Consider the following 19,467-nt stretch of genomic DNA (forward strand, 5'->3'; position numbering starts at 1 on the left):
AGGACGACTAATTAATCTTGACCCCTCGTGGGCATCGGCGGGGGGTCAGTCGTCCGACTCCGTGGTGCTCGACAGCGCCACGTCGTCGCCCCCGCCGCCACCGCGGTCGAGTCGGTCGGCGACGCGCCGGAGCGCCGTCCGGAACACGCCGACGATGCCACTGCGGGCGAACAGGACGAAGAAGACGAACACCGCGCCCAGCAGGACGTTCCACGCGCCGGGGGCCGTGCCGAAGAACGTGTCCTCCAGCCAGTGGAGGAACAGCGCCCCGACGATGGGGCCGAACAGCGTCTGCATCCCGCCGACGAGCGTGTTCAGCACCGCGTCGCCGGAGACCGCCCAGAACAGCACGTCCGGACTCACGAACCGCAGGTACAGGCCCTGCAGCGCGCCGGCCACGCCGGCGAGCATCCCCGAGATGGCGAAGATGAGCACCTTGACGCGGTACGTGTTCACCCCGAGCGCCCTGGTCCGCTCCTCGTTCTCGCGGATCGCCCGCAGCGTCCGACCGAACGTCGAGCGAGTCATCAGGAAGCCGAACAGCAGGACGAGGAACGTCAGCGCGGCGACCAGGGTGTAGAAGTTGTCCGCGTCGGAGAGCTCGACGAGGCCAGCGCCGAACAGCGACGGCCGGTAGACGCCGAGCAGCCCGTCCGAGCCCCCGGTGAGCCCGTCCATGGTGTACGACAGTTCGTAGAAGAACTGGCCGAACGCCAGGGTGATCATCGAGAAGTAGACACCGCTCAGCCGGAGCGACAGCAGCCCCGCCACGAGCGCGATGGCCCCCTCCAGCACCACCACCGCAAGCAGGATGGCGGCCACCGGGGGGCCATCGAAGTGGATGACGACCAGCGCCGCGGCGTACGCCCCCGTCCCGAGGAACAGGGCGTGGCCGAACGACAGCAGGCCGCTGTAACCGAACAGCAGGTTGAACGCGAGTGCGAACAGGCCGAAGATGGCGATCTGCGTCGCGAGGCCGATGGGGAAGACGCGCGGCAGCGCGAGGAGGAAGACGGCGTAGACGGCCAGTCTGACCGGCGAGTCGAGCAGCCGCTCGGCCAGCTGTCGATACTCTCCCCGGCCGGTCACGCGCTCGTTCATGCCTCCACCCCACCGAACAGGCCCTGCGGTTTCACCAGCAGGACGACGACCATCGCCACGTAGATGCTGGGGTCGGCCAGGCTGGGGTAGAAGAAGGAGGTGAGCGAGTAGAGGATGCCCACCAGCAGTCCCGCGACGATGGTGCCCTTGATGTTGCCCAGCCCACCGATGACGACGATGACGAAGCTGATGATGAGCAGGCCCGTCCCGAGATGGGGGCTGACGCCGAGCAACGGGCCGCTCAGGAAGCCCGAGACCGCTGCCAGCCCGGCCCCGACAGCCATGATGAGCATGTTGATGTAGCTGAGCCGGATGCCCAGCATCTCGGCCCGTTCACGGTCCTCGATGCCGGCCTTCACGATGAGTCCCAGCTTCGTCCGCTGGATCGCCAGCCAGACGGCTGCGACGAGGATGCCCGTGAAGACGATGAGGAACACGCGGTACTGGGGGATGGTCGCCGGGCCGATGGCGACGGGGGTGCCCTGGAGCATCGAGGGGGCCGAGAGGAGCTGGTTGTCCTGCCCGTAGACGATGATGACCGCGCCCTCGAGCAGCAGCGCCAGCCCGAACGTCAACAGCAGCTGGTAGATCGGGTTCTCCTCGTACAGCCGCTTGATGAACGTCCGCTCGATGACCAGCCCGATGACGGCGACGACCACGCCGGCCAGGACCATCGACACCCAGAAGTTCCCCGTCAGGTCGAGGAACGTGATGCCGAAGTAGGCGCCGAGCGTCACGAACGCCCCGTGGGCGAAGTTGACGACATCCATCAGCCCGAAGATGAGCGTCAGGCCCATCGCCACGAGGACGTAGAGCATCCCTAGCGACGCACCGTAGATGACGCCCTCGAGGACGTTTGAGGCGAGAGACATCGGGGCGTATCAGAGGCTGCAGCCGGTTTTCTCGCAGGAGCGCATGATCTGTTCGCCGCCGGTCTCGCCGATGATGCTCCAGTACTCGCCGGAGTCGCTCCCGCTCGGGTTGCCCTTGAGCAGGTAGTAGGGCTGGATGGCACGGTGGTCACACGCACGCCACGCGGTGCCGGGGCGGGTCCAGGAGAACTCGCGGCCGTCGAGCGCCGAGTTCAGGTCCTCGATGCTCGTCGAGCCCTCGGTGTTCTCGACCGCGGTCAGTGCCTCCATGGTGGCGTCGAACGTCGCCGAGGACCACCACTCCGGCGGGCCCCCGGTCTCGCTGCTGAACTCGTCGCTGAACTCCCCGGAGCCCTCGGCGGTCCAGTAGAAGCTGGCGCCCCCGTGGATTGCGCCGAGTTCCTCGTCGGAGAGTGCGGCGCCCACTGAGTTGCCGACGCTCCCGACCAGGATCTCCATGTCCTCGGTGAGTCCGGCCGAGACGGCCTGCTTGACGAGCTTGATCGAGTCGGCGCCGACGGTCGCGGCCCAGACGGCGTCGGCCCCGCTGTCGCGGGCCTTGCTGATCTGGGAGCTGTAGTCGTCCGCGCCCAGCGGCGCGAGCGCCCGACCCATCATCTGGGCGTCCGTCTCGCTCTCCATGACGGAGGTGACGCCACGGTAGACGCCCTCCCCGCCGGCGTAGTCCGCCTGGATGAAGAACAGGCTGTCGAGGATGCCCTGTTCGTAGGCGGTGACTCCCGCCCCCGAGTACTGCCAGCCGCTCGCGTAGGCGAAGTAGGACTCCCTGTTGCAGTTCTTCCCGTTGGCCTGCAGCGTGGCGCCGCCGCCGGCGAAGTAGGGGACTCCTTCGCGCCCGGCGATGTCCTGCAGGGCCAGACAGACCGAGCTGCTGAACCCGCCCACCATCATGTCGATGTTCTCCTCGTTGATGAGCGAGGTGGCCTCGTTGACCGCCGTCTCCGGGGCGGTCGCCGTGTCCCGGACGATCGTCTCGACCTCCCGCCCGGCGACACTCGAGTCGAACCGGGTGTTGACTGCGAGCTCGAACGCCGCCCGCATCCCCTGACCGGCCGACGCGTACGGGCCGCTCGTCGGGAACAGCCCACCGATCACAAGCGGATCGCTGGACCCGCCGCCACCGTCACCGCCGTCGCTCCCCCCGTCCCCACCGCCGCCGTCGCCGCCGTCGCTCCCCCCGTCCCCACCGCCGCCACCGCCGTCACCGCCTCCATCACCGCCATCGTCTGTGTTCGTACAGCCGGCGAGGCCGATGGTCGCCGCGGCGGCCGTGCTGCCCAGGAACCATCGTCGGTTCACCCGGCTGCCGGTCGTCTGTCCCTCCGTTCCGTCGTCGCGCTCGTGCGTGTCGTCCATGTTAGCTTACCCGTTGGGGGCACACCGGGCACCGGACCAGCATCGGATGGTGGTCGGACCCCTGCTGTGCCATGAGTCCACACGCCTATGCGTGGTGTTCGTATATTAAATCTTGTCCATGGGCTACGAGCGGGCCGACTCGCGGAGCGCCGGCCTGTCCTCGGGATGTGCGACACGGGCGAGCGCGGCAGCGCGTTCCCCTGCCGACCGGTCGCCGAGTCGAGCCCTGCCGAACTCCGTCACCACCTCGTCGACGAAGTGCCGCGGGGTGGTCACCACCTCACCGTCGAGCGAGGGGACGATCTTGGGGGTCGTCCCGGCCCTGGCGGTCATGGCGATGACCGCCCGACCGTCGGGTGCCTGGCTCGCCGCGGCCATGAACGCCGACTGCCCGCCGACCCCGCTCACCTGCCTGCCGTCGATGGTCTCGGCCGCCACCTGGCCGCGGCGGTCGACGGAGAGCGCGCCGTTGACCGCGACGAACCGGTCGAGCGTCGCCAGGTGGCCCGGGTCGTGCGTGACGCTCGCGGGCCGCAGTTCGACCGGCGCATCCGCGAGCCAGTCGTAGAACGACGGGTCCTCGCCGACCGCCATGCAGCCGCGGACCGTCCCCGCGACACCCGCCGCCACCACCGGACGGACGCTCTCGCCGAGCAGGCCGGAGTGGATGGTGAGCGGGTCGCCGGCCTCGGCCAGCCGCCGCCCGAGTTCCGTGGGGACGCTCCCGACGCCCAGCTGGACCGTCGGCCGGTCGGGGAGCGCCGCCACGACGTTCGCGGCAGTCTCCCGTTCGGCGCCGGTCGGCGTCACGGATGGGAGGGTCGGAGGCGGCCCCGCAGCCTCCACCGCGTGGTCGACGGCCCCGACCGGGACCGTCCGTCCCCCGTCCAGTACCGGCAGCGCCGGGGTCCGCTCCACGACGACCACGTCGGCGGCGGCGACGAGCGCCTCGCCGTAGGCACTCAGCGGGCCGAGCGGCTGGGCCTCACCCGCCGGCGGCGACCCCAGCAGCGCCACCACGCGACGGTCGTCGGAGGGGCGGACGGGCGCCCGGGCGGCCGCGAGGAACGTCCGCGGGACGAACTCGATCTCCCCCGCCGCGACGAGGTCTCGAAGCCCGGGACCGGCCATCGACACCCGGACCGTGACCCCGGGCGCGTCTGCGAGCGCGTCCAGGGGTGCGGGGTCGTCGTAGGGGAAGCCGTAGGCCGTGACGGTCACGTCCTGCAGGTCGTCGCGGGCGGCCAGCGCGCGACCGACCCCCCGGGGGCGGGACGTGTCGAGGACGACGTGGTCGCCGTCCCGGACCCGGCCGGCGACCGCTGTGGCGTCGTGCTGTTCGGGCATGGGCCCCCCGTTCACCGGGCGGCATCTAATAGTTCACCCCGGCGCCCCCGGCCGTGCCGACCGGCACGGGAACCTATATGTGCCCCATTCGACAACAGGTGGCATGGTCGCGCCAGATCTATCGACGGAGCGTGGACGCCGCGCAGTGCTCGAGCGGATGTTGACGATTCGCGAGTTCGACGACGAGGTCGGCGAGCGGTTCTCCGACGGCGAGATCCCCGGCTTCGTCCACCTCTACCTCGGCCAGGAGGCGGTCGCCGTCGGCGCGACGGCGGCGCTCGACGAGGACGACTACATCACCAGCACCCACCGGGGTCACGGCCACTGCATCGCGAAGGGGCTCGACCCGTCGACGATGATGGCCGAGATATACGGCCGGGAGGCGGGCTACTGCTACGGCAAGGGAGGGTCGATGCACATCGCGGACGTGGACGCGGGGATGCTCGGCGCCAACGGTATCGTCGGCGCCGGGCCACCCATCGCGACGGGGGCCGGCCTCTCGATCGACCTGGCCGACGACGACGACCGCGTCGCGCTGGCGTTCTACGGCGACGCCGCCGCCGCCGAGGGGCCGGTCCACGAGGCCATCAACCTCGCGGCGGTGTGGGACCTGCCGGTGGTCTTCCTCATCGAGAACAACCAGTACGGCGAGGCGCTGCCGTTCGACCAGCAGTTCAACGTCGAGCAGCTCTCGGAGATGGCCGCCGCCTACGGCATCCCGGGAGAGACCGTCGATGGGATGGACGTGGGGGCGGTCCACGAGGCGGTCGACGCGGCCCGGGAACGGGCGCTCGCCGGTGAGGGACCGACGCTCGTCGAAGCCGAGACCTACCGCTATCGGGGCCACTTCGTCGGCGACCCGGAGTCCTACCGCGACGAGGCCGAGGTCGAGGAGTGGCGCGAGCGCGACCCGCTCCGCTCGTTCCGGGCGGAACTGGTCGAGCGCGGCGAACTCACCGACGCCGAGTTCGAGGACCTCCGCGCGGAGGTCCGGGAGCGCATCGCCGACGCGGTCGAGTTCGCGAAGGCGGCCGAGGAACCGGACCCGCAGCGCGCGTACACGGACGTGTTCGACGAACCCGCCCCGGAGATCGAGCGGTTCAGCGGCCACGACGTGGGCGCCTCGCGCCCACCGGTGCCGGACGCGCCGACCGAGACGGAGTCGATGACGTTCCGGGCGGCCATCCGGGCGGCCCTCCGCGAGGAGATGGCGCGCGACGAGGACGTGTTCCTGCTCGGCGAGGACGTGGGCGCGTTCGGCGGCGTGTTCAACGTCACCGCCGGCCTCCGCGAGGAGTTCGGCGCCGACCGAACACGGGACACGCCGCTGTCCGAGGCCGTCATCGTCGGCGCCGGCGTCGGCGCGGCGGCGACCGGCACCCGGCCCGTGGCCGAGATCATGTTCTCCGACTTCATCGGCCTCGCCACCGAGCAGATCACGAACCAGGCGGCGAAGATGCGCTACATGTTCGGCGGGAAGGTCGACATGCCGCTCACCGTCCGGACGACCGAGGGGGGCGGGATGGGCGCCGCGAGCCAGCACTCCGGGACCGTCCACTCGTGGTTCGCCCATGCGCCCGGCGTGAAGGCCGTCACGCCCGGGACGCCGGCCGCCGCGAAGTCGCTGCTGAAGGCGAGCATCCGGTCGGAGGACCCGGTCGTCTTCTTCGAGAACAAGACCCAGTACGACCGGGAGGGTGAGGTCCCGACCGACCCCGACCACGTGGCGCCGCTGGGCCGGGCCTCGGTCGAGCGCGAGGGCGCCGACGTGACCGTCGTCGCGACCCAGCGGCTGGTCGGGGAGTCGCTGTCGGTCGCCGAGGACCTCGCCGGCGACGTGGACGTGGAGGTCATCGACCTCCGGTCGCTGTACCCGCTGGACACGGGGACCATCGTCGAGAGCGTCGACAAGACCAACCGCGTGGTCGTCGCCGACGAGAGCCCGCTGTCGTACGGCATCCACGCCGAGGTGACCACCCGGCTCGTCGAGGACGCCTTCTTCAGCCTGGAGGCGCCGGTCCAGCGCGTCGGCGTCGCCGACACGCCCATCCCGTTCAGCGGCGGCCTCGAACGGGAGGTGCTGCCCGGCGCCGCCGACGTCCGCGAGGCCATCGACCGGGTAGCGCGATGACGGTTCCGGACCTGGACGTGTCGCTGCCGGCGCTCGACCAGGTCGGGTTCGTCGTCCGTGACCTCGCGGACGGCGCCGAGCGGTTCCGCTCGGTCCTGGGTGTCGGCCCCTGGGCCGTCTGGGAGTTCGAGCCCCCGGCGCTCACCGAGCGGACCTACCGGGGGGACCCCGCCCGGTTCACCATGCGCATCGCCATCGCCACCGTCGGGGATCTGATGCTGGAGCTTATCGAGCCCGTCGACGGCCCCAGCATCCACCGCGACTTCCTCGACGACCACGGCGAGGGGCTCCACCACATCGCCTGCTTCTCCTTCGAGGACACCGACCAGGTCGTCGAGGCCATGGCCGACGCCGGGGCGCCGGTGGTCCAGCGCGGCCGGTTCGGCGAGTCGACGTTCGTCTACCTCGACACGACCGACCTGCTGAACGGCGTCCTGTTCGAGACGGGGACGGCCCCCGATGCGGTTCCCGAACCCGACGGCCAGCTGTGATACCCTTCGGATACGGCGAATAACATATCTAATCCGGGATTCTACACCAAATATTGCAAATAAGTCATCTCAAACCCTAGTTATCCACCTATTCGACCCGTTCGACGCTGACATCGAGGTCCTCGCGGAGCAGGTCCGCGACGAAGCAGCCCCGCTCGGCCAGGTCGACGATGCGGTCGAGCGTGTCGGCGTCGGCGTCCGCATCGACGGCGACACGGATCACGATGGACTCCAGTTTCCCCTTCTTCGGCGTTCCCGAGACGTCCACGTCCACGCTCTCGAGGGCCACGTCGCGGATGTCGGCCTGGTACTCGACGCTGAGTGCGAGACAGGCCGCCAGCGACCCCAGGAACCGGTCGACCGGCGTCGGGGCGGTCCCGCCCCCGCCGGCCTCGACGGGCTCGTCCACCTGCCAGGCGAACCCCCCGGCACGCACCTCGCCGTGCATCCCGCCGCTCGTGTGCGCGCTGACCTCGCGGTCGGGCATCGCCGGTCCGCCCGCAGGTGTCACGCCCTCGGGGAGGAGCGTCGCCGGTGATTCGAGCCGTGTCGCGAGCGTGTCGAGGAAGCGCGCCGCGTCGGCCCCGTCGACGGCCCGGTGGTCGAACGAGAGGTCCAGCCCCAGCTGCCGGCGGACCGTCACCGCGTCCCCCTCGCCGTCGGGGTCGGGCACCGCCCGCTCGCGGACCCGGTCGACGCCGAGGATGGCCACCTGCGGCGGGTCGATGACCGGCGTGAAGCTGTCGGCACCGAACGGGCCGAGGTTGGAGAGCGTGAACGTCCCGCCGGAGAGGTCGTCGGCGTCGTAGTCGCCGGCGACGACGTCCCCGACGAGGTCGCGGCGGGTCGCGACCACCTCGCCCAGCGACCGCTCGTTCACCGCATCCAGCACCGGCGTCACGAGACCGCCCTCGACGTCGACGGCCACGCCGAGGTTGTGTTCCTCGTACAGGCGGAGCGTCTCGTCCTCGACGGTCGCGTTGAACTCGGGATGGTCGTCGAGCGTCCGCGAGACGGCGACCAGCAGCAGGTCCGTCAGCGTGGTCTCCCCGTCCACCTCGGCCCGCGCGGCGTCGACCGCCGCCATCGCCGCCTCGGCGTCGAGTTCGCGGTGGACGGTCACGTGGACGGCCTCGCGGGCGCTCCGCCCCAGCCGCTCGGCGATGGTCCGGCGCATCCCGTCGAACGGGCGCTCCTCGCGGACGGTCCGACCCGCATCGTCGGTACGGCCCGTACCATCGCCGCCCCCGGACGGCGCGTCTTGGTCCCCGGCCGGCGTGTCGTCGGCAGCCTCGCGTGCCTCCGCCGCCCGTCGGATGTCGTCGGCGCCCACCGCACCCTCGAAGCCCGTTCCCTCGACGGTCGCCGGGTCGACGCCGAGTTCCTCCGCGACCTTGCGTCCCCGTGGCGTGACCTTCGTCTCGCCGGCGGTGTCGTCGGTATCCGGGTCGTCGCCGTCGGCATCGGCGTCGGCTGTCGCGCCGCCATCGGGGCCGGCGTCGGCTGTCGCGGCGGGGGCCGCGGCGCTGGCATCGGCGTCCCGGTCGGGCAGGTCGTCCAGCTCCGCGGTCGCCTCGGCCGCCAGGTCCGCGACATCGGCGCCGTCGGTCGCGACGATACCCATCGGGGTCCCGGGCGGGACCTCGTCGCCCGGCTCCAGGTAGGTCCGGTCGAGGACGCCGTCCTCCCGGGCCGGGACCTCGGCCCGGGTCTTCTCGGACTCGATCTCGGCGATGACCTCGTCCTCGGTCACCGCGTCCCCCTCGGCGACGTGCCAGTCGAGCAGGACCCCGGACTCCATCTCCATGCCGAGCTTCGGCATGCGGACTATGTAGCTCACGGCCCCTCGGTTGGCAGGCCGCCACGTAAAGGTTCGCGCCTGGGACAGCTTGATATGCCCCTCGTCCATCGAGGGGGTATGGCACTCCTTACCGACAGCACTGCCGTCGTGACCGGCGGCGCCAGCGGGAACGGGCGCGCGATAGCCATGGCCTTCGCCGAGCACGGCGCGGACGTGGTCGTGGCCGACCTCCAGCGCGAGCCACGGACCGGCGGCGACCCGACCGACGAGCGAATCGTCGCCGAGACCGACGCCCGGGCGACCTTCGTCGAGTGTGACGTGTCCGACCGCGACGACTGCCGCGCGGCGGTCGACGCCGCGGAGGCGTTCGGTGGCGTGGACGTGATGGTCAACAACGCCGGCATCCTCCGCGAGACGCCGTTCCTCGAGGTGACCGAGGACGAGCTCGACGAGGTGCTGGGCGTGAATCTCGAGGGCGTCTTCTTCGGCGCCCAGGCCGCCGCCGAGGTCATGGTCGAGCGCGGCGAGGGCCGTATCATCAACCTCTCCAGCGTCGCCGGCATCGAGGGTGCCGCGAACAACAGCACCTACTGCGCCTCGAAGGGTGGCGTCCGACTGCTGACCTACTCGCTGGCCGCGGAACTCGGGCCGGAGGGCGTCCGCGTCAACGCCATCCACCCCGGCTACATCCAGACCGCGATGCTGACCGAGGACGTGCCGCTGGTCGGTACCGACGCCCAGGCGACGCTGGAGGAACGGATCCCACAGGGCCGGCTCGGGACGCCCGAGGACGTGGCCGGCGCCGCCGTCTACCTCGCGAGCGACCTCGCGGGCTACGTCAACGGCGAGTCGCTGGTCGTCGACGGCGGCAACGTCTCGACCGTCTGACCGTCGACTTCATGATGGTGGCTTCGGCAGGTACTCGCATGCCGTCCGAGCCACCCCTGCCCGAGCTGTTCGACCTCACCGACCGCACCGCCGTCGTGACCGGCGGGACCCGGGGAATCGGCCGCGCCATCACGCGCGGGTTCGCCGACCTCGGTGCCGACGTGGTCCCGGTCTCCCGGTCGCACGAGGCCGTCGAGGCGGCCGCCGCGGACGTCCGTGACCGGGGCGGCCGGACGCTCGTCCAGCCGACCGACGTGACCGACGGCGAGGCCGTGGACAACCTGTTCCGCCGGACCGTCGACGAGTTCGACGGGGTGGACGTGCTCGTCAACAACGCGGGCGTGAACCCGTCGGCCGCGATGGGCCTGCCCGAGTCGCTGGACGACGACGCCATCGACACGACGGTCGCGGTCAACCTCAAGGGTGCGTTCAGGTGTGCCCGGGCCGCCGCCCCGCACCTCGACGAGGGGGGCGCCGTGGTGAACGTGGCCAGCGTCGGCGGGCTGGTCGGGCTGCCCCGCCAGCACCCCTACGTGGCCTCGAAACACGGGCTGGTCGGATTGACCAGGAGCCTCGCGCTCGACTGGGCGCCCGACGTGCGGGTGAACGCGCTCGCCCCCGGCTACGTCAGCACGGAACTCACGGCGGACCTGGAGGCGAACGACCAGGTCCGGGCGTCCGTCCTCGATCGGACACCGCTTGATCGCATCGCCGACCCCGGGGAGATCGCGGGGCCGGCGGCGTTCCTCGCCAGCGACGCCGCGGCGTACGTCACCGGCGAGGTGCTGGCGGTCGACGGCGGCTGGACGGCCCGGTGAGCGACGGCGCTCCGCGTGGCCTGCTGGCGAGTACCAGCCTTTATTACCGGACTCCGCCAACAATCGGACGCATGACCCGAGCGAGCGTCGTAGGGGTCGGAATGACGAAATTCGGAACCCACGACAGCACACTCGCCGAACTGTTCGCTGATGCAGCGCTGCCGGCGCTCGACGATGCGGGCGTCGGCCGCGGAGACGTCGACGCGCTGTACTTCGGCAACACCCTCGGCGGGATGACGGAGAACGACACCCACCTGGCACCGAAGGTGGCGACACACACCGGGCTCGGCGGTATCCCGGCCCAGCGGTTCGAGGACGCCTGTGCGACCTCGACGAACGCGTTCAAACACGCCGTCCAGGCCGTCGAGAACGGCGTCCACGACGTCGTCCTCGTCGGCGGCGTCGAGAAGTGCACCCCGGTCACGGGCATCGACACGCCGGAGATGACCCGCATCTTCGTCAGCGCCGCGGATCGCCAGTACGAGCAGCCGACCGGCATCACCTTCCCGGGCGTGTTCGCGCTCATGACCAAGCGCCACATGCACCGGTACGGCACGACCGAGGAGCAACTCGCCGAGATCGCCGTCAAGAACCACGCGCACGGGAAACACAACCCCCGTGCGCACTTCGGCAAGGACACCTCCGTCGAGGCGGTGCTGGACTCACCGCTCGTGGTCGACCCGTTCCACCTGATGGACTGCTGTCCGTTCTCCGACGGCGGGAGCGCCGCGGTCGTCGTCTCCGACGAGTACGCGGACTCGTTCGACGGGCCGGTCGACGTGACCGGCCTGGGTCACGGGACCGACCTCGTCCCCGTCTCGGACAAGGCGGACCCGCTGGCGACGCAGGCGGCCCGCGACGCCGCCGACCGGGCCTACGACGAGGCCGGGATCACCGCCGACGACGTCGACTTCGCGGAGGTCCACGACTGCTTCACCGGCGCGGAGGTGCTCGCGACGGAGGCACTCGGGTTCGTGGAGGACGGCGAGGGCGGGCCCGCCGCGGCTGCGGGTCGCACCTCGCTCGACGGCGACATGCCGATCAACCCGAGCGGCGGGCTCAAGGCCAAGGGCCACCCCATCGGCGCGACCGGCACCGCGCAGGTGGTCGAACTCACCGAACAGCTCCGTGGCGACACGGGTGACCGGCAGGTCGCGGACGCGTCGGTCGGCCTCGCACACAACCTCGGTGGCGACACCGGCTCCGCCTTCGTCACGATCATGGAGGAACGAGCATGAGCGTCGAGACCTACCTCGAAGACGGCGAACTGACACACAAGGCCTGGAGCGCCGCCATCCGGGAGGACGTCCTCCTGGGCGAGCGCTGTGCCGACTGCGGCCACGTCACGGCCGCGCCCAAGGCGGCGTGTGCCCGCTGTGGCTCGCGGGACACGGCGGTCGTCGAACTCCCGACCGAGGGGACGGTCTATGCCGAGACGACCGTCTTCGTCGGCCCGGCCGCGTTCTCCGACACGGAGCCGTACGGCGTGGCGCTGATCGATGTCGGGGACGCCAGGATCATGGCGCACGTCGATGGAGAGGTCGCCATCGGCGACGCGGTCACGTTCCGTGGGGCCGTCGAGGAGGACGACACGCCCGGGCCACTGTTCGGACCGGTGGACGACTGACCGACGGTCACCGTCGTCTCAAGTTATATTACGACCGGGGCCGAGGGATGCACGAGGCGTATTCAATGAACATCGGAGTACTCGGTGCTGGGACCATGGGCCACGGTATCGCCCAGGTCAACGCCAGCGCCGGCCACAACGTCACGCTTCGGGACGTCGATCCCGACATCGTCGAACAGGGCATCCAGAGCATCGCGCAGAACCTCGATGGCGCCGTCGAGCTGAACAAGGCGACCCCCGAGGAGGCCGAAGCAGCGCTCGAGCGCATCGAGGGGACCACCGACCTCGACACCGCCGTCTCCGACGCCGACCTCGTCATCGAGGCGGTCCCGGAGGACATGGACCTGAAGAAGAGCATCTTCGCCGACATCGAGACGGCGGCACCCGCCGACACGATCATCGGGACGAACACCTCCTCGCTCTCGGTGACGGAGCTCGCCGGGACGCTGGACCGTCCCGAGCGGGTCGTCGGACTCCACTTCTTCAACCCGACACATATCCTGCCGCTCGTGGAGGTCATCATCGCCGAGCAGACCTCCGCCGAGACGGAGGCGTTCGCCCACGACTACGTCGACGAACTGGGGAAGACCGCGACCACCATCCGTGACTTCCCCGGGTTCGCCTCCTCGCGGCTCAGCGCGATGTTCAGCCGGGAAGCCATCGTGATGGTCCAGCAGGGCGTCGCGAGCGTCGAGGACATCGACCGGACCTTCCGGATCGGGTTCAACATGCCGATGGGGCCGCTCGAACTCGTCGACCACACCGGCGTCGACGTCAACGTCGGCGTACTGGAGTACCTGACCGAGGAGATCGGCGAGCGGTTCCGGCCGCCACAGCTACTGCGGCGCAAGTACCGGGCCGGCAAGCTCGGGCAGAAGACCGGCGAGGGGTTCTACGTCTGGGAGGACGGCGAGATCGTCGGCGTCAGCGGCGAGGACAGCTGACGACGCGACCGGACGACCGACGCGGGTGATGGGCTCGAGTCGGCGGAGCCGGCGTTCACCCCCGGCTGCGAGCGGCCGGGGAGGGCTGGTCGACCCCGTCGTCCGAACGCCGTTCAGGTGCTGCCCGGTCCGAACTGTGGGGGAGGGAAGTAGATTTAATTGAGTGGCAATATACCACCTCGACAGGGAACACCAAGACCCATGAACGAGATACCCACCACACCGGAGACACCGAAACTGGACCCGTACCACCTCCACGAACACGACTGGGAGAGCTACGAGCAGCTGGTCGACTCCTTCGAGTGGGAGATCCCCGACGAGTTCAACGTCGCGACGTACATCTGCGACCGATGGGCGGAGGCGGACCCCGACCGGGTCGCGCTCTACATCAAGGACGACGCCCGGGGGAAGGGTGAGTACACGTTCGGCGAGATACAGACGGCTGCCAACCGTCTCGCCAACTACCTCGAGGCCCAGGGAATCGGTCGCGGGGACCGCGTCGGGGTGAACGTCCCACAGAAGGCCGAGGCCGTGATCGGGCACGTCGCCGTGTGGAAGCTCGGTGCGGTCTCGGTCCCGCTGAGTACGCTGTTCGGGACGGACGGGCTGCAGTACCGCCTGGACGACTGCGGGGCGTCGGCCTGCCTCATCGACGAGGCGACGATCGACACCTACCGGTCCGTCGAGGGCGACCTCGACGACATCGAGACGGTACTCACGGTCGGCGACGTCGACCCGGCCGACGGCGAGACGGACTTCTGGGACGCGCTGGAGGGCCACTCCGACGAGTTCGAGACCGTGACGACGGCCGCCGAGGACGACCTGATCGTCTTCTACACCAGCGGCACGACGGGCGACCCCAAGGGGGTCCGGCACGCCCACCGGATGCATCTCGGCCACCTCCCGATGTTCTCGGCGTGGTTCATCAGCCTGGAACTGACCGACGATGACGTCTACTGGACGCCGGCGTCGTGGACGTGGATGGGCGGTCTGGGCATCGTGGTCCTGCCCGCCATGTACTACGGGAAGCCGACGGTGGGCTGGAACGAGCAGTTCGAGGGCGAGGACGTGTTCGAACTCGTCGAGACGTACGGCATCACCAACTTCTGGATCCCGCCGACGGCGCTGCGGATGATGCAGCAGAACGAGGAGGCCGCGGAGGGGCGCGAGCTGAGCGGCGTCCGGACCATCTCCAGCGGCGGCGAGTCCCTCGGCCAGAACATCGTCGACTGGGTGAAGGAGACGTTCGCGGGCGCGGACATCCACGAGGGGTACGGCCAGACGGAGGCGAACATGGTCGTCGGCAGCTGCGAGCCGCTGGGCGTCCAGCGCGAGGGGAAGATCGGCAAGGCGGCACCCGGACACGAGGTCCAGATCCTGGACCCCGACACCGCCGAGCCGACCGTCGAGCCCGGGGAGGTCGGCGAGATCGGCGTCAGATACGACGGTGACCCGGCCTGCTTCAAGGAGTACTGGAACAAGCCCGAGAAGACCGCGGGGAAGATCAAGAACGGCTGGCTCCTCACCGAGGACCTGGGGACCGCAGACGAGGACGGTTACATCGAGTTCGTCAGCCGGAAGGACGACGTCATCATCTCCTCGGGCTACCGCATCGGCCCCGAGGAGATCGAGGACAGCCTCGCGGGCCACGACGCCGTCGCCGACGCCGGCGTCATCGGGGTTCCGGACGACAAACGGGGTGAGGTCCCCAAGGCGTTCGTCCAGCTCGCCGACGGCGTCGAGCCGTCGGAGGCGCTCGCCGAGGAGCTCCAGCAGCACGTCAAGGACCGGCTCGCCAAGTACGAGTACCCGCGTCAGATCGAGTTCATCGACCAGCTGCCGACGACGGCGACCGGGAAGATCAGGCGGGCCGACCTCGTCGCCAGAGAGGACGAGGCGTAGTCGCCCCCCTGTCGCTTCCAGCGCATCGCCGCCGTGCTGGGGGGCTGCGAGGGGCGCGATGACGACTGCCAACGAGGCCGGCAGCGACGTGGCTCCGATCGATTGCTCCGCGGAGCCGTTCACGACCGTCACGGACCGACCCGATCGGCCCGAGATCACCGGCCGGCGGCTCATCGAGTGGGACCGACGATGGGGAGGCGTTCACCCGCGAGGCACTGACCGAACGCATCGCGAGTCGAGCCGCCGGTACCGTCGAAACAGGCTGTAGCTCGTGTACTAACGTCACACTCCCACCACCAAGGGTATTTATATGATTGGACAGATGCATACAGTTGCCGTGACAATCCACCCCACGGACTGCACGCATCTCGCGACCAATGACAGCCAACTCACCGCAGAGAACCACGGGAGACTGCATGCGTTTGGCAGTACTGAAAGCACTCGCCCTCGATGGGGGTATCGAGCGAGAGATCACTGTCGCGGATCCTGATCTCGCGACTCGGCTCGGCCAGGATGCCGACCACGTCGAATCACTGCTGTGCGAACTCGAGGAGGCGACCTGCATCACCCGTCGAGACACCGAGAGTGGCCAGCAGATCCGCCTCACCGGGCACGGTGTCGACCTGCTCCAGGCAGAGTACGATGAGTATCGGGATCTGTTCGGATCCGTCTCCCTCGTGTCCGTCACCGGTACCGTCACCGACGGCATGGGCGAGGGGAAACACTACATCTCCCTCGCGGGCTACCAGCAGCAGTTCCGGAAACAACTGGGATACGAGCCGTTCCCGGGAACCCTCAACGTCGAACTCGACGGCGAGACCGCCGCCAGACGTGATCGTATCGATAGCCTCGACGGGATCTCGATCGCCGAGTGGGAGGACGGGGAGCGGACGTATGGCGGGGCGACCTGCTACCCCACGGAGGTCCACGTCGACGGCGCGTCGTTCGAACCGGCCCACATCCTCGTCCCCGACCGCACCCACCACGACGACCGGGTGATCGAGGTCATCGCCCCGGTGAAACTCCGTGACGCACTCCCGCTTGAGTCCGACGACGAGGTGGCGCTCGATGTCTCGGAGTGAGGGCTTCCTCGACGTGTGCCACGAGGTCGGAGGGGCAATCCGCTCGTTCCGTCGCGGTGAGCCGGTGCTGATCCGCGATTTCGACGACCGGGAGGCCGAGACCGACCTCGTCTACCCCGCAGCCAGGGTGACCGCCGGCGACGTGGCCCGTATGAGAAACGACGCGGGGGGACTCGTCTGCGTGGCGCTCTCCGATACGATATCGAACGCGTACGACCTCCCGTTCCTCGCCGACGCGGTCGAACACCCGAGCGCTGGGACGGCGGATATCGACTACGACGACCACTCCTCGTTTTCACTGACCGTGAACCATCGGGAAACCCGTACCGGGATCACGGACCTGGAGCGAGCCAAGACGATCCGGGCGCTCGCCACCGCGGCAGCAGACACCGAGACGTTCGATTTCGCTGCCACGTTCCGTTCCCCCGGACACGTTCACGTCCTCCGGGCAGCTCCCGGATTGCTCGCTAGCCGCCAGGGACACACCGAACTCAGCCTGGCGCTCGCCGAGGCGGCAGACCTCACCCCTGCGACGGTCGTCTGTGAGATGCTAGACGACGATACGGGGACGGCCCTCTCCAGAGCGGACGCGAAGCAGTACGCCCGGGAGACGGGAATCTGGTACGTCGAAGGCCGGGACATCGTGAGCCTCCTCCGGTGACGCCGCCTTCGAACACCCGCCAATCGGCCGCTCCGTGACGGCCGCAGTCGAGTGTGCAGCCACCAGACCGGCGTACTCACCTACCCGAAGTTCTCGACCTTCGGTTCGCGCCCGATACCGACACCGTCGAGCGTCGCCTCGGCCTCGTCGACGAAGTCGCTGAAGCCGTAGACGAAGACCTGCTCGTCCGCGTCTCCGGTGACTGCCTCGGTCAGCAGCGGTGCCAGGGGGTCGCCGGTTCCGAGGACGTGGACCGACGCACCGTCGGCCGCCAGGGCGTCGAGCCGGTCGAGATGCAGCGGGTCGTCGTCCCGATAGACGACTGCGGCCGCCCCGCCGTCCGCGACCGCACGCTCGGCGATGGCAACCGCAGGCCCGATGCCGGGGCCACCACAGACGATGACGACCCGCGGTTCGCCCTCGTAGTGTGCCGATCCGAACGGTCCGGTCATCTCGAGTGACACCCCGGGGGTAGCCTCGGCGAGCCAGGGGCTGAGGTCCCCGTCCGGGTCGACGGCGACCGTGACCTCGAACGTCTCGGTCACCCTTGGTGAGGAGATCGTGTAGAAACTGGATACGTCCTCCCCGTCGACGGTCGCGGTCAGTTTCACGAACTGTCCGGGGCTGGCGTCGAACGAGCCGGGCGTCTCGATCTCGACCGCGATTCCACCGGGACCCGCTCGGGTGACGGATCTGAGGCTAGCGGCTACCTGGTCCATATCCGGCGTTCTTCAGCCATCCAGATAGGTATTGTGCTGACCTGGCGCCTTCGGCGTGCTGTGTCCAGAATTCGTCGCTCCCGGCGTGCACGATTCGGAGGCACCCTGCCGAACCCGGCACAAAGTTTAACTATGAGCTATCAGAGCTACGTGTAGAGTTAACATGACTGACCTAGATTTCGGCGTCTTCACGATGCCGGAGCACTACCCGTGGGAGAACTGGAACCTGTCGTACGACCGGGACATCGAGGAGGCGGTGCTGGCCGAAGACCTCGGGTTCGACGAGTACTACATCGGCGAGCATCACACCGGCGGGTACGAGAACGTCCCCGTACCGGAGTACATGCTGGCGAAGATGTCCGCCGTCACCGACCGGATCAAACTCGCGCCCGGGACGGTCAACCTTCCGTATCACGACCCGTTCCTCGTCGCCGAACGCCTGGCGTTCCTCGACCAGCTCACCGACGGCCGGCTCATGTACGGCTACGGAGGGGGCGGCCTCCCGAGCGACCTGGAGATGTTCGGCGTGGGCGAGGAGAAACGCGAGATGATGGACGAGGCGATCGACATCATCCAGACGTACACCGAAGCCGAAGAGCCCACGAGCTACGACGGGGAGTTCTGGCAGTACGAGGACCGCATCATCCAGGTCCCCCCGTACCAGGAGAAGCCGGACGAGGTCATCGCTGGCCTGACCACGCTCAACAGCTACGAGCAGGCCGGGCGCGAGGGGATGTACTCCCTCTCGGTCTACTTCACTCCGCTCGAGGCGCCGGACAACCCGGCTGCTCCGGACCTCGGAGATCACGGCGATGCCCTCGAGCGTGGTGCAAAAGCCGGCGGGCGCGACCCGCAGGAGGCGAGAGAGAACTGGCGGATCGTCCGCGAGGTGTACGTCTCGGACAGCAAGGAGCAGGCCCTGGAGGACATCCGGAGCGGCGTGGAGAAGTCGTACGGCTACCTCATCGATCTCGGTCTGGGAGCGCTGATGAAACGCGACGAGACGCAGCCGGACGAGGATCTCACCCTCGAGTGGATGGCCGAGAACATCCCCTGGATCATCGGATCCCCGGAGGACTGCATCCGCCAGATCAAGGCGTTACAGGAGGAGACGGGGGGCTTCGGTGGGCTCATCATCAACTCCCGTGACTGGGTCACCACGGAGCAGTGGGAACGGTCGCTCGAACTGTTCGCACGGGAGGTCATGCCGGCGTTCAAGTCGAACCTCGGCCCGCGCGACTGGAGCAAGGAGAACGTGGGCTACGCCTCACCCTCGCCGACCGAGGACACGTTCGCCATCGAACCCGACTCGCCCGAGACGCCGGCGGACGACGACTGAGATACCACCCTCGCCTCGACCATCCCGTCGTATCGACATCGCGAACCGAGACGGAACGACAGTACGCGGAACGTTCCGCGTACGTCCGACAGGAGATCTTTTCGAGATCCGGCCGGCCGCTGTCGACTCGCCGAGTGAGTCGAAACGCGAGTACTGAGAGCCTGTTGTCGCTGTCGCCAGCACGCACCGACAGGTCGAGTTCGGGTCAGGACGACGCCAGTCCCCGAGATCCGGTCGTCTCCCGGACCGGCCGCCACACTGGAGAGCCGGGTCGTGTCAGACCGCCCGGAGCGCCAGCGTCGGGTCCGCCCGAGGAAGGCAGAACGGCCACATCAATCGTGAGACACAACCACATGGCTGTGAATCA

17 protein-coding genes and 1 pseudogene are annotated in these 19,467 nt (G+C 69.2%); 12 read left to right on the forward strand and 6 right to left on the reverse strand.

Translation table 11 applies throughout. The annotated features are described in order from the left end of the window. Positions 1–45 precede the first annotated feature (45 nt). The 4 genes from P2T62_RS20635 to P2T62_RS20650 form a co-directional block, all read right to left on the reverse strand. Positions 46–1,101 carry a branched-chain amino acid ABC transporter permease gene (locus P2T62_RS20635; protein WP_276258903.1) on the reverse strand — a complete coding sequence of 352 codons (1,056 nt, stop codon included), beginning with the start codon at positions 1,099–1,101 and terminating at the stop codon, positions 46–48. Continuing rightward, a complete protein-coding gene (locus P2T62_RS20640; RefSeq protein WP_276258904.1) occupies positions 1,098–1,973 on the reverse strand; it encodes a branched-chain amino acid ABC transporter permease in 876 nt (291 codons plus the stop codon). The genes P2T62_RS20635 and P2T62_RS20640 overlap by 4 nt, the downstream gene beginning before the upstream one ends. Positions 1,974–1,982: 9 nt before the next feature. Beyond that, positions 1,983–3,350 (reverse strand): ABC transporter substrate-binding protein, encoded by a 1,368-nt coding sequence (locus P2T62_RS20645; protein ID WP_276258905.1) that lies wholly within the window; start codon positions 3,348–3,350, stop codon positions 1,983–1,985. 123 nt (positions 3,351–3,473) lie between these two features. After that, a complete protein-coding gene (locus P2T62_RS20650; protein ID WP_276258906.1) occupies positions 3,474–4,697 on the reverse strand; it encodes an acetyl-CoA hydrolase/transferase C-terminal domain-containing protein in 1,224 nt (407 codons plus the stop codon). Between the two features lie 103 nt (positions 4,698–4,800). Between P2T62_RS20650 and P2T62_RS23475 the strand changes: the two are divergent. From P2T62_RS23475 to P2T62_RS20660, 3 genes and pseudogenes are all read left to right on the forward strand, one after another. Continuing rightward, positions 4,801–5,802 (forward strand): annotated as a pseudogene (locus P2T62_RS23475) (thiamine pyrophosphate-dependent dehydrogenase E1 component subunit alpha); the annotation flags it as partial. A gap of 60 nt (positions 5,803–5,862) precedes the next feature. Further along, positions 5,863–6,828 carry an alpha-ketoacid dehydrogenase subunit beta gene (locus P2T62_RS23480; protein ID WP_420028462.1) on the forward strand — a complete coding sequence of 322 codons (966 nt, stop codon included), beginning with the start codon at positions 5,863–5,865 and terminating at the stop codon, positions 6,826–6,828. Beyond that, a complete protein-coding gene (locus P2T62_RS20660; protein WP_276258908.1) occupies positions 6,825–7,319 on the forward strand; it encodes a VOC family protein in 495 nt (164 codons plus the stop codon). Before P2T62_RS23480 ends, P2T62_RS20660 begins: the two co-directional genes overlap by 4 nt. A gap of 88 nt (positions 7,320–7,407) precedes the next feature. Here P2T62_RS20660 and P2T62_RS20665 read toward each other — a convergent pair whose 3' ends face one another. Continuing rightward, a complete protein-coding gene (locus tag P2T62_RS20665; RefSeq protein ID WP_276258909.1) occupies positions 7,408–9,159 on the reverse strand; it encodes a 2-oxo acid dehydrogenase subunit E2 in 1,752 nt (583 codons plus the stop codon). 78 nt (positions 9,160–9,237) lie between these two features. On the opposite strand from P2T62_RS20665, the gene P2T62_RS20670 reads away from it, so the two are divergent. The 8 genes from P2T62_RS20670 to ribB all read left to right on the forward strand — a co-directional run bounded on the left by P2T62_RS20670 (position 9,238) and on the right by ribB (position 17,042). Next, positions 9,238–10,008 carry an SDR family oxidoreductase gene (locus P2T62_RS20670; RefSeq protein ID WP_276258910.1) on the forward strand — a complete coding sequence of 257 codons (771 nt, stop codon included), beginning with the start codon at positions 9,238–9,240 and terminating at the stop codon, positions 10,006–10,008. Between the two features lie 56 nt (positions 10,009–10,064). After that, positions 10,065–10,826 (forward strand): SDR family NAD(P)-dependent oxidoreductase, encoded by a 762-nt coding sequence (locus tag P2T62_RS20675; RefSeq protein ID WP_420028463.1) that lies wholly within the window; start codon positions 10,065–10,067, stop codon positions 10,824–10,826. A gap of 71 nt (positions 10,827–10,897) precedes the next feature. Then, positions 10,898–12,064, forward strand: a complete 1,167-nt coding sequence (locus tag P2T62_RS20680) for a thiolase domain-containing protein (protein ID WP_276258912.1) — start codon at positions 10,898–10,900, stop codon at positions 12,062–12,064. After that, positions 12,061–12,453, forward strand: a complete 393-nt coding sequence (locus P2T62_RS20685; protein ID WP_276258913.1) for a Zn-ribbon domain-containing OB-fold protein — start codon at positions 12,061–12,063, stop codon at positions 12,451–12,453. The genes P2T62_RS20680 and P2T62_RS20685 overlap by 4 nt, the downstream gene beginning before the upstream one ends. Before the next feature lie 65 nt (positions 12,454–12,518). Further along, on the forward strand, positions 12,519–13,397 hold the full coding sequence (locus tag P2T62_RS20690) for a 3-hydroxyacyl-CoA dehydrogenase family protein (RefSeq protein WP_276258914.1): 879 nt from the start codon (positions 12,519–12,521) through the stop codon (positions 13,395–13,397). 201 nt (positions 13,398–13,598) lie between these two features. Further along, a complete protein-coding gene (locus P2T62_RS20695) occupies positions 13,599–15,299 on the forward strand; it encodes an acetate--CoA ligase (protein WP_276258915.1) in 1,701 nt (566 codons plus the stop codon). A gap of 377 nt (positions 15,300–15,676) precedes the next feature. Then, a complete protein-coding gene (locus tag P2T62_RS20700; protein WP_276258916.1) occupies positions 15,677–16,381 on the forward strand; it encodes a CTP-dependent riboflavin kinase in 705 nt (234 codons plus the stop codon). Continuing rightward, complete coding sequence (gene ribB / locus P2T62_RS20705) at positions 16,368–17,042, forward strand: 3,4-dihydroxy-2-butanone-4-phosphate synthase (protein WP_276258917.1); 675 nt, start codon at positions 16,368–16,370, stop codon at positions 17,040–17,042. The genes P2T62_RS20700 and ribB overlap by 14 nt, the downstream gene beginning before the upstream one ends. 80 nt (positions 17,043–17,122) lie before the next feature. Here the strand turns inward: ribB and P2T62_RS20710 are convergent, their stop codons facing one another. Further along, a complete protein-coding gene (locus P2T62_RS20710; protein WP_276258918.1) occupies positions 17,123–17,761 on the reverse strand; it encodes an FAD-dependent oxidoreductase in 639 nt (212 codons plus the stop codon). A gap of 163 nt (positions 17,762–17,924) precedes the next feature. Between P2T62_RS20710 and P2T62_RS20715 the strand changes: the two genes are divergently transcribed. After that, entirely contained in the window at positions 17,925–19,100 is a 1,176-nt protein-coding gene (locus P2T62_RS20715) for an LLM class flavin-dependent oxidoreductase (protein WP_276258919.1), read from the forward strand. Positions 19,101–19,467 lie beyond the last annotated feature (367 nt).

Source organism: Haloglomus litoreum (assembly GCF_029338515.1).
In the GTDB taxonomy this organism is placed as follows: domain Archaea; phylum Halobacteriota; class Halobacteria; order Halobacteriales; family Haloarculaceae; genus Haloglomus; species Haloglomus litoreum.

Bases quoted from the DNA above. Each gene is read 5' to 3' on its own strand.
- P2T62_RS20635 (WP_276258903.1), bottom strand. From the start codon at position 1,101: ATGAACGAGCGCGTGACCGGCCGGGGAGAGTATCGACAGCTGGCCGAG.
- P2T62_RS20640 (WP_276258904.1), bottom strand. From the start codon at position 1,973: ATGTCTCTCGCCTCAAACGTCCTCGAGGGCGTCATCTACGGTGCGTCG.
- P2T62_RS20645 (WP_276258905.1), bottom strand. From the start codon at position 3,350: ATGGACGACACGCACGAGCGCGACGACGGAACGGAGGGACAGACGACC.
- P2T62_RS20650 (WP_276258906.1), bottom strand. From the start codon at position 4,697: ATGCCCGAACAGCACGACGCCACAGCGGTCGCCGGCCGGGTCCGGGAC.
- P2T62_RS23480 (WP_420028462.1), top strand. From the start codon at position 5,863: ATGACGTTCCGGGCGGCCATCCGGGCGGCCCTCCGCGAGGAGATGGCG.
- P2T62_RS20660 (WP_276258908.1), top strand. From the start codon at position 6,825: ATGACGGTTCCGGACCTGGACGTGTCGCTGCCGGCGCTCGACCAGGTC.
- P2T62_RS20670 (WP_276258910.1), top strand. From the start codon at position 9,238: ATGGCACTCCTTACCGACAGCACTGCCGTCGTGACCGGCGGCGCCAGC.
- P2T62_RS20680 (WP_276258912.1), top strand. From the start codon at position 10,898: ATGACCCGAGCGAGCGTCGTAGGGGTCGGAATGACGAAATTCGGAACC.
- P2T62_RS20685 (WP_276258913.1), top strand. From the start codon at position 12,061: ATGAGCGTCGAGACCTACCTCGAAGACGGCGAACTGACACACAAGGCC.
- P2T62_RS20690 (WP_276258914.1), top strand. From the start codon at position 12,519: ATGAACATCGGAGTACTCGGTGCTGGGACCATGGGCCACGGTATCGCC.
- P2T62_RS20695 (WP_276258915.1), top strand. From the start codon at position 13,599: ATGAACGAGATACCCACCACACCGGAGACACCGAAACTGGACCCGTAC.
- P2T62_RS20700 (WP_276258916.1), top strand. From the start codon at position 15,677: ATGACAGCCAACTCACCGCAGAGAACCACGGGAGACTGCATGCGTTTG.
- ribB (WP_276258917.1), top strand. From the start codon at position 16,368: ATGTCTCGGAGTGAGGGCTTCCTCGACGTGTGCCACGAGGTCGGAGGG.
- P2T62_RS20710 (WP_276258918.1), bottom strand. From the start codon at position 17,761: ATGGACCAGGTAGCCGCTAGCCTCAGATCCGTCACCCGAGCGGGTCCC.
- P2T62_RS20715 (WP_276258919.1), top strand. From the start codon at position 17,925: ATGACTGACCTAGATTTCGGCGTCTTCACGATGCCGGAGCACTACCCG.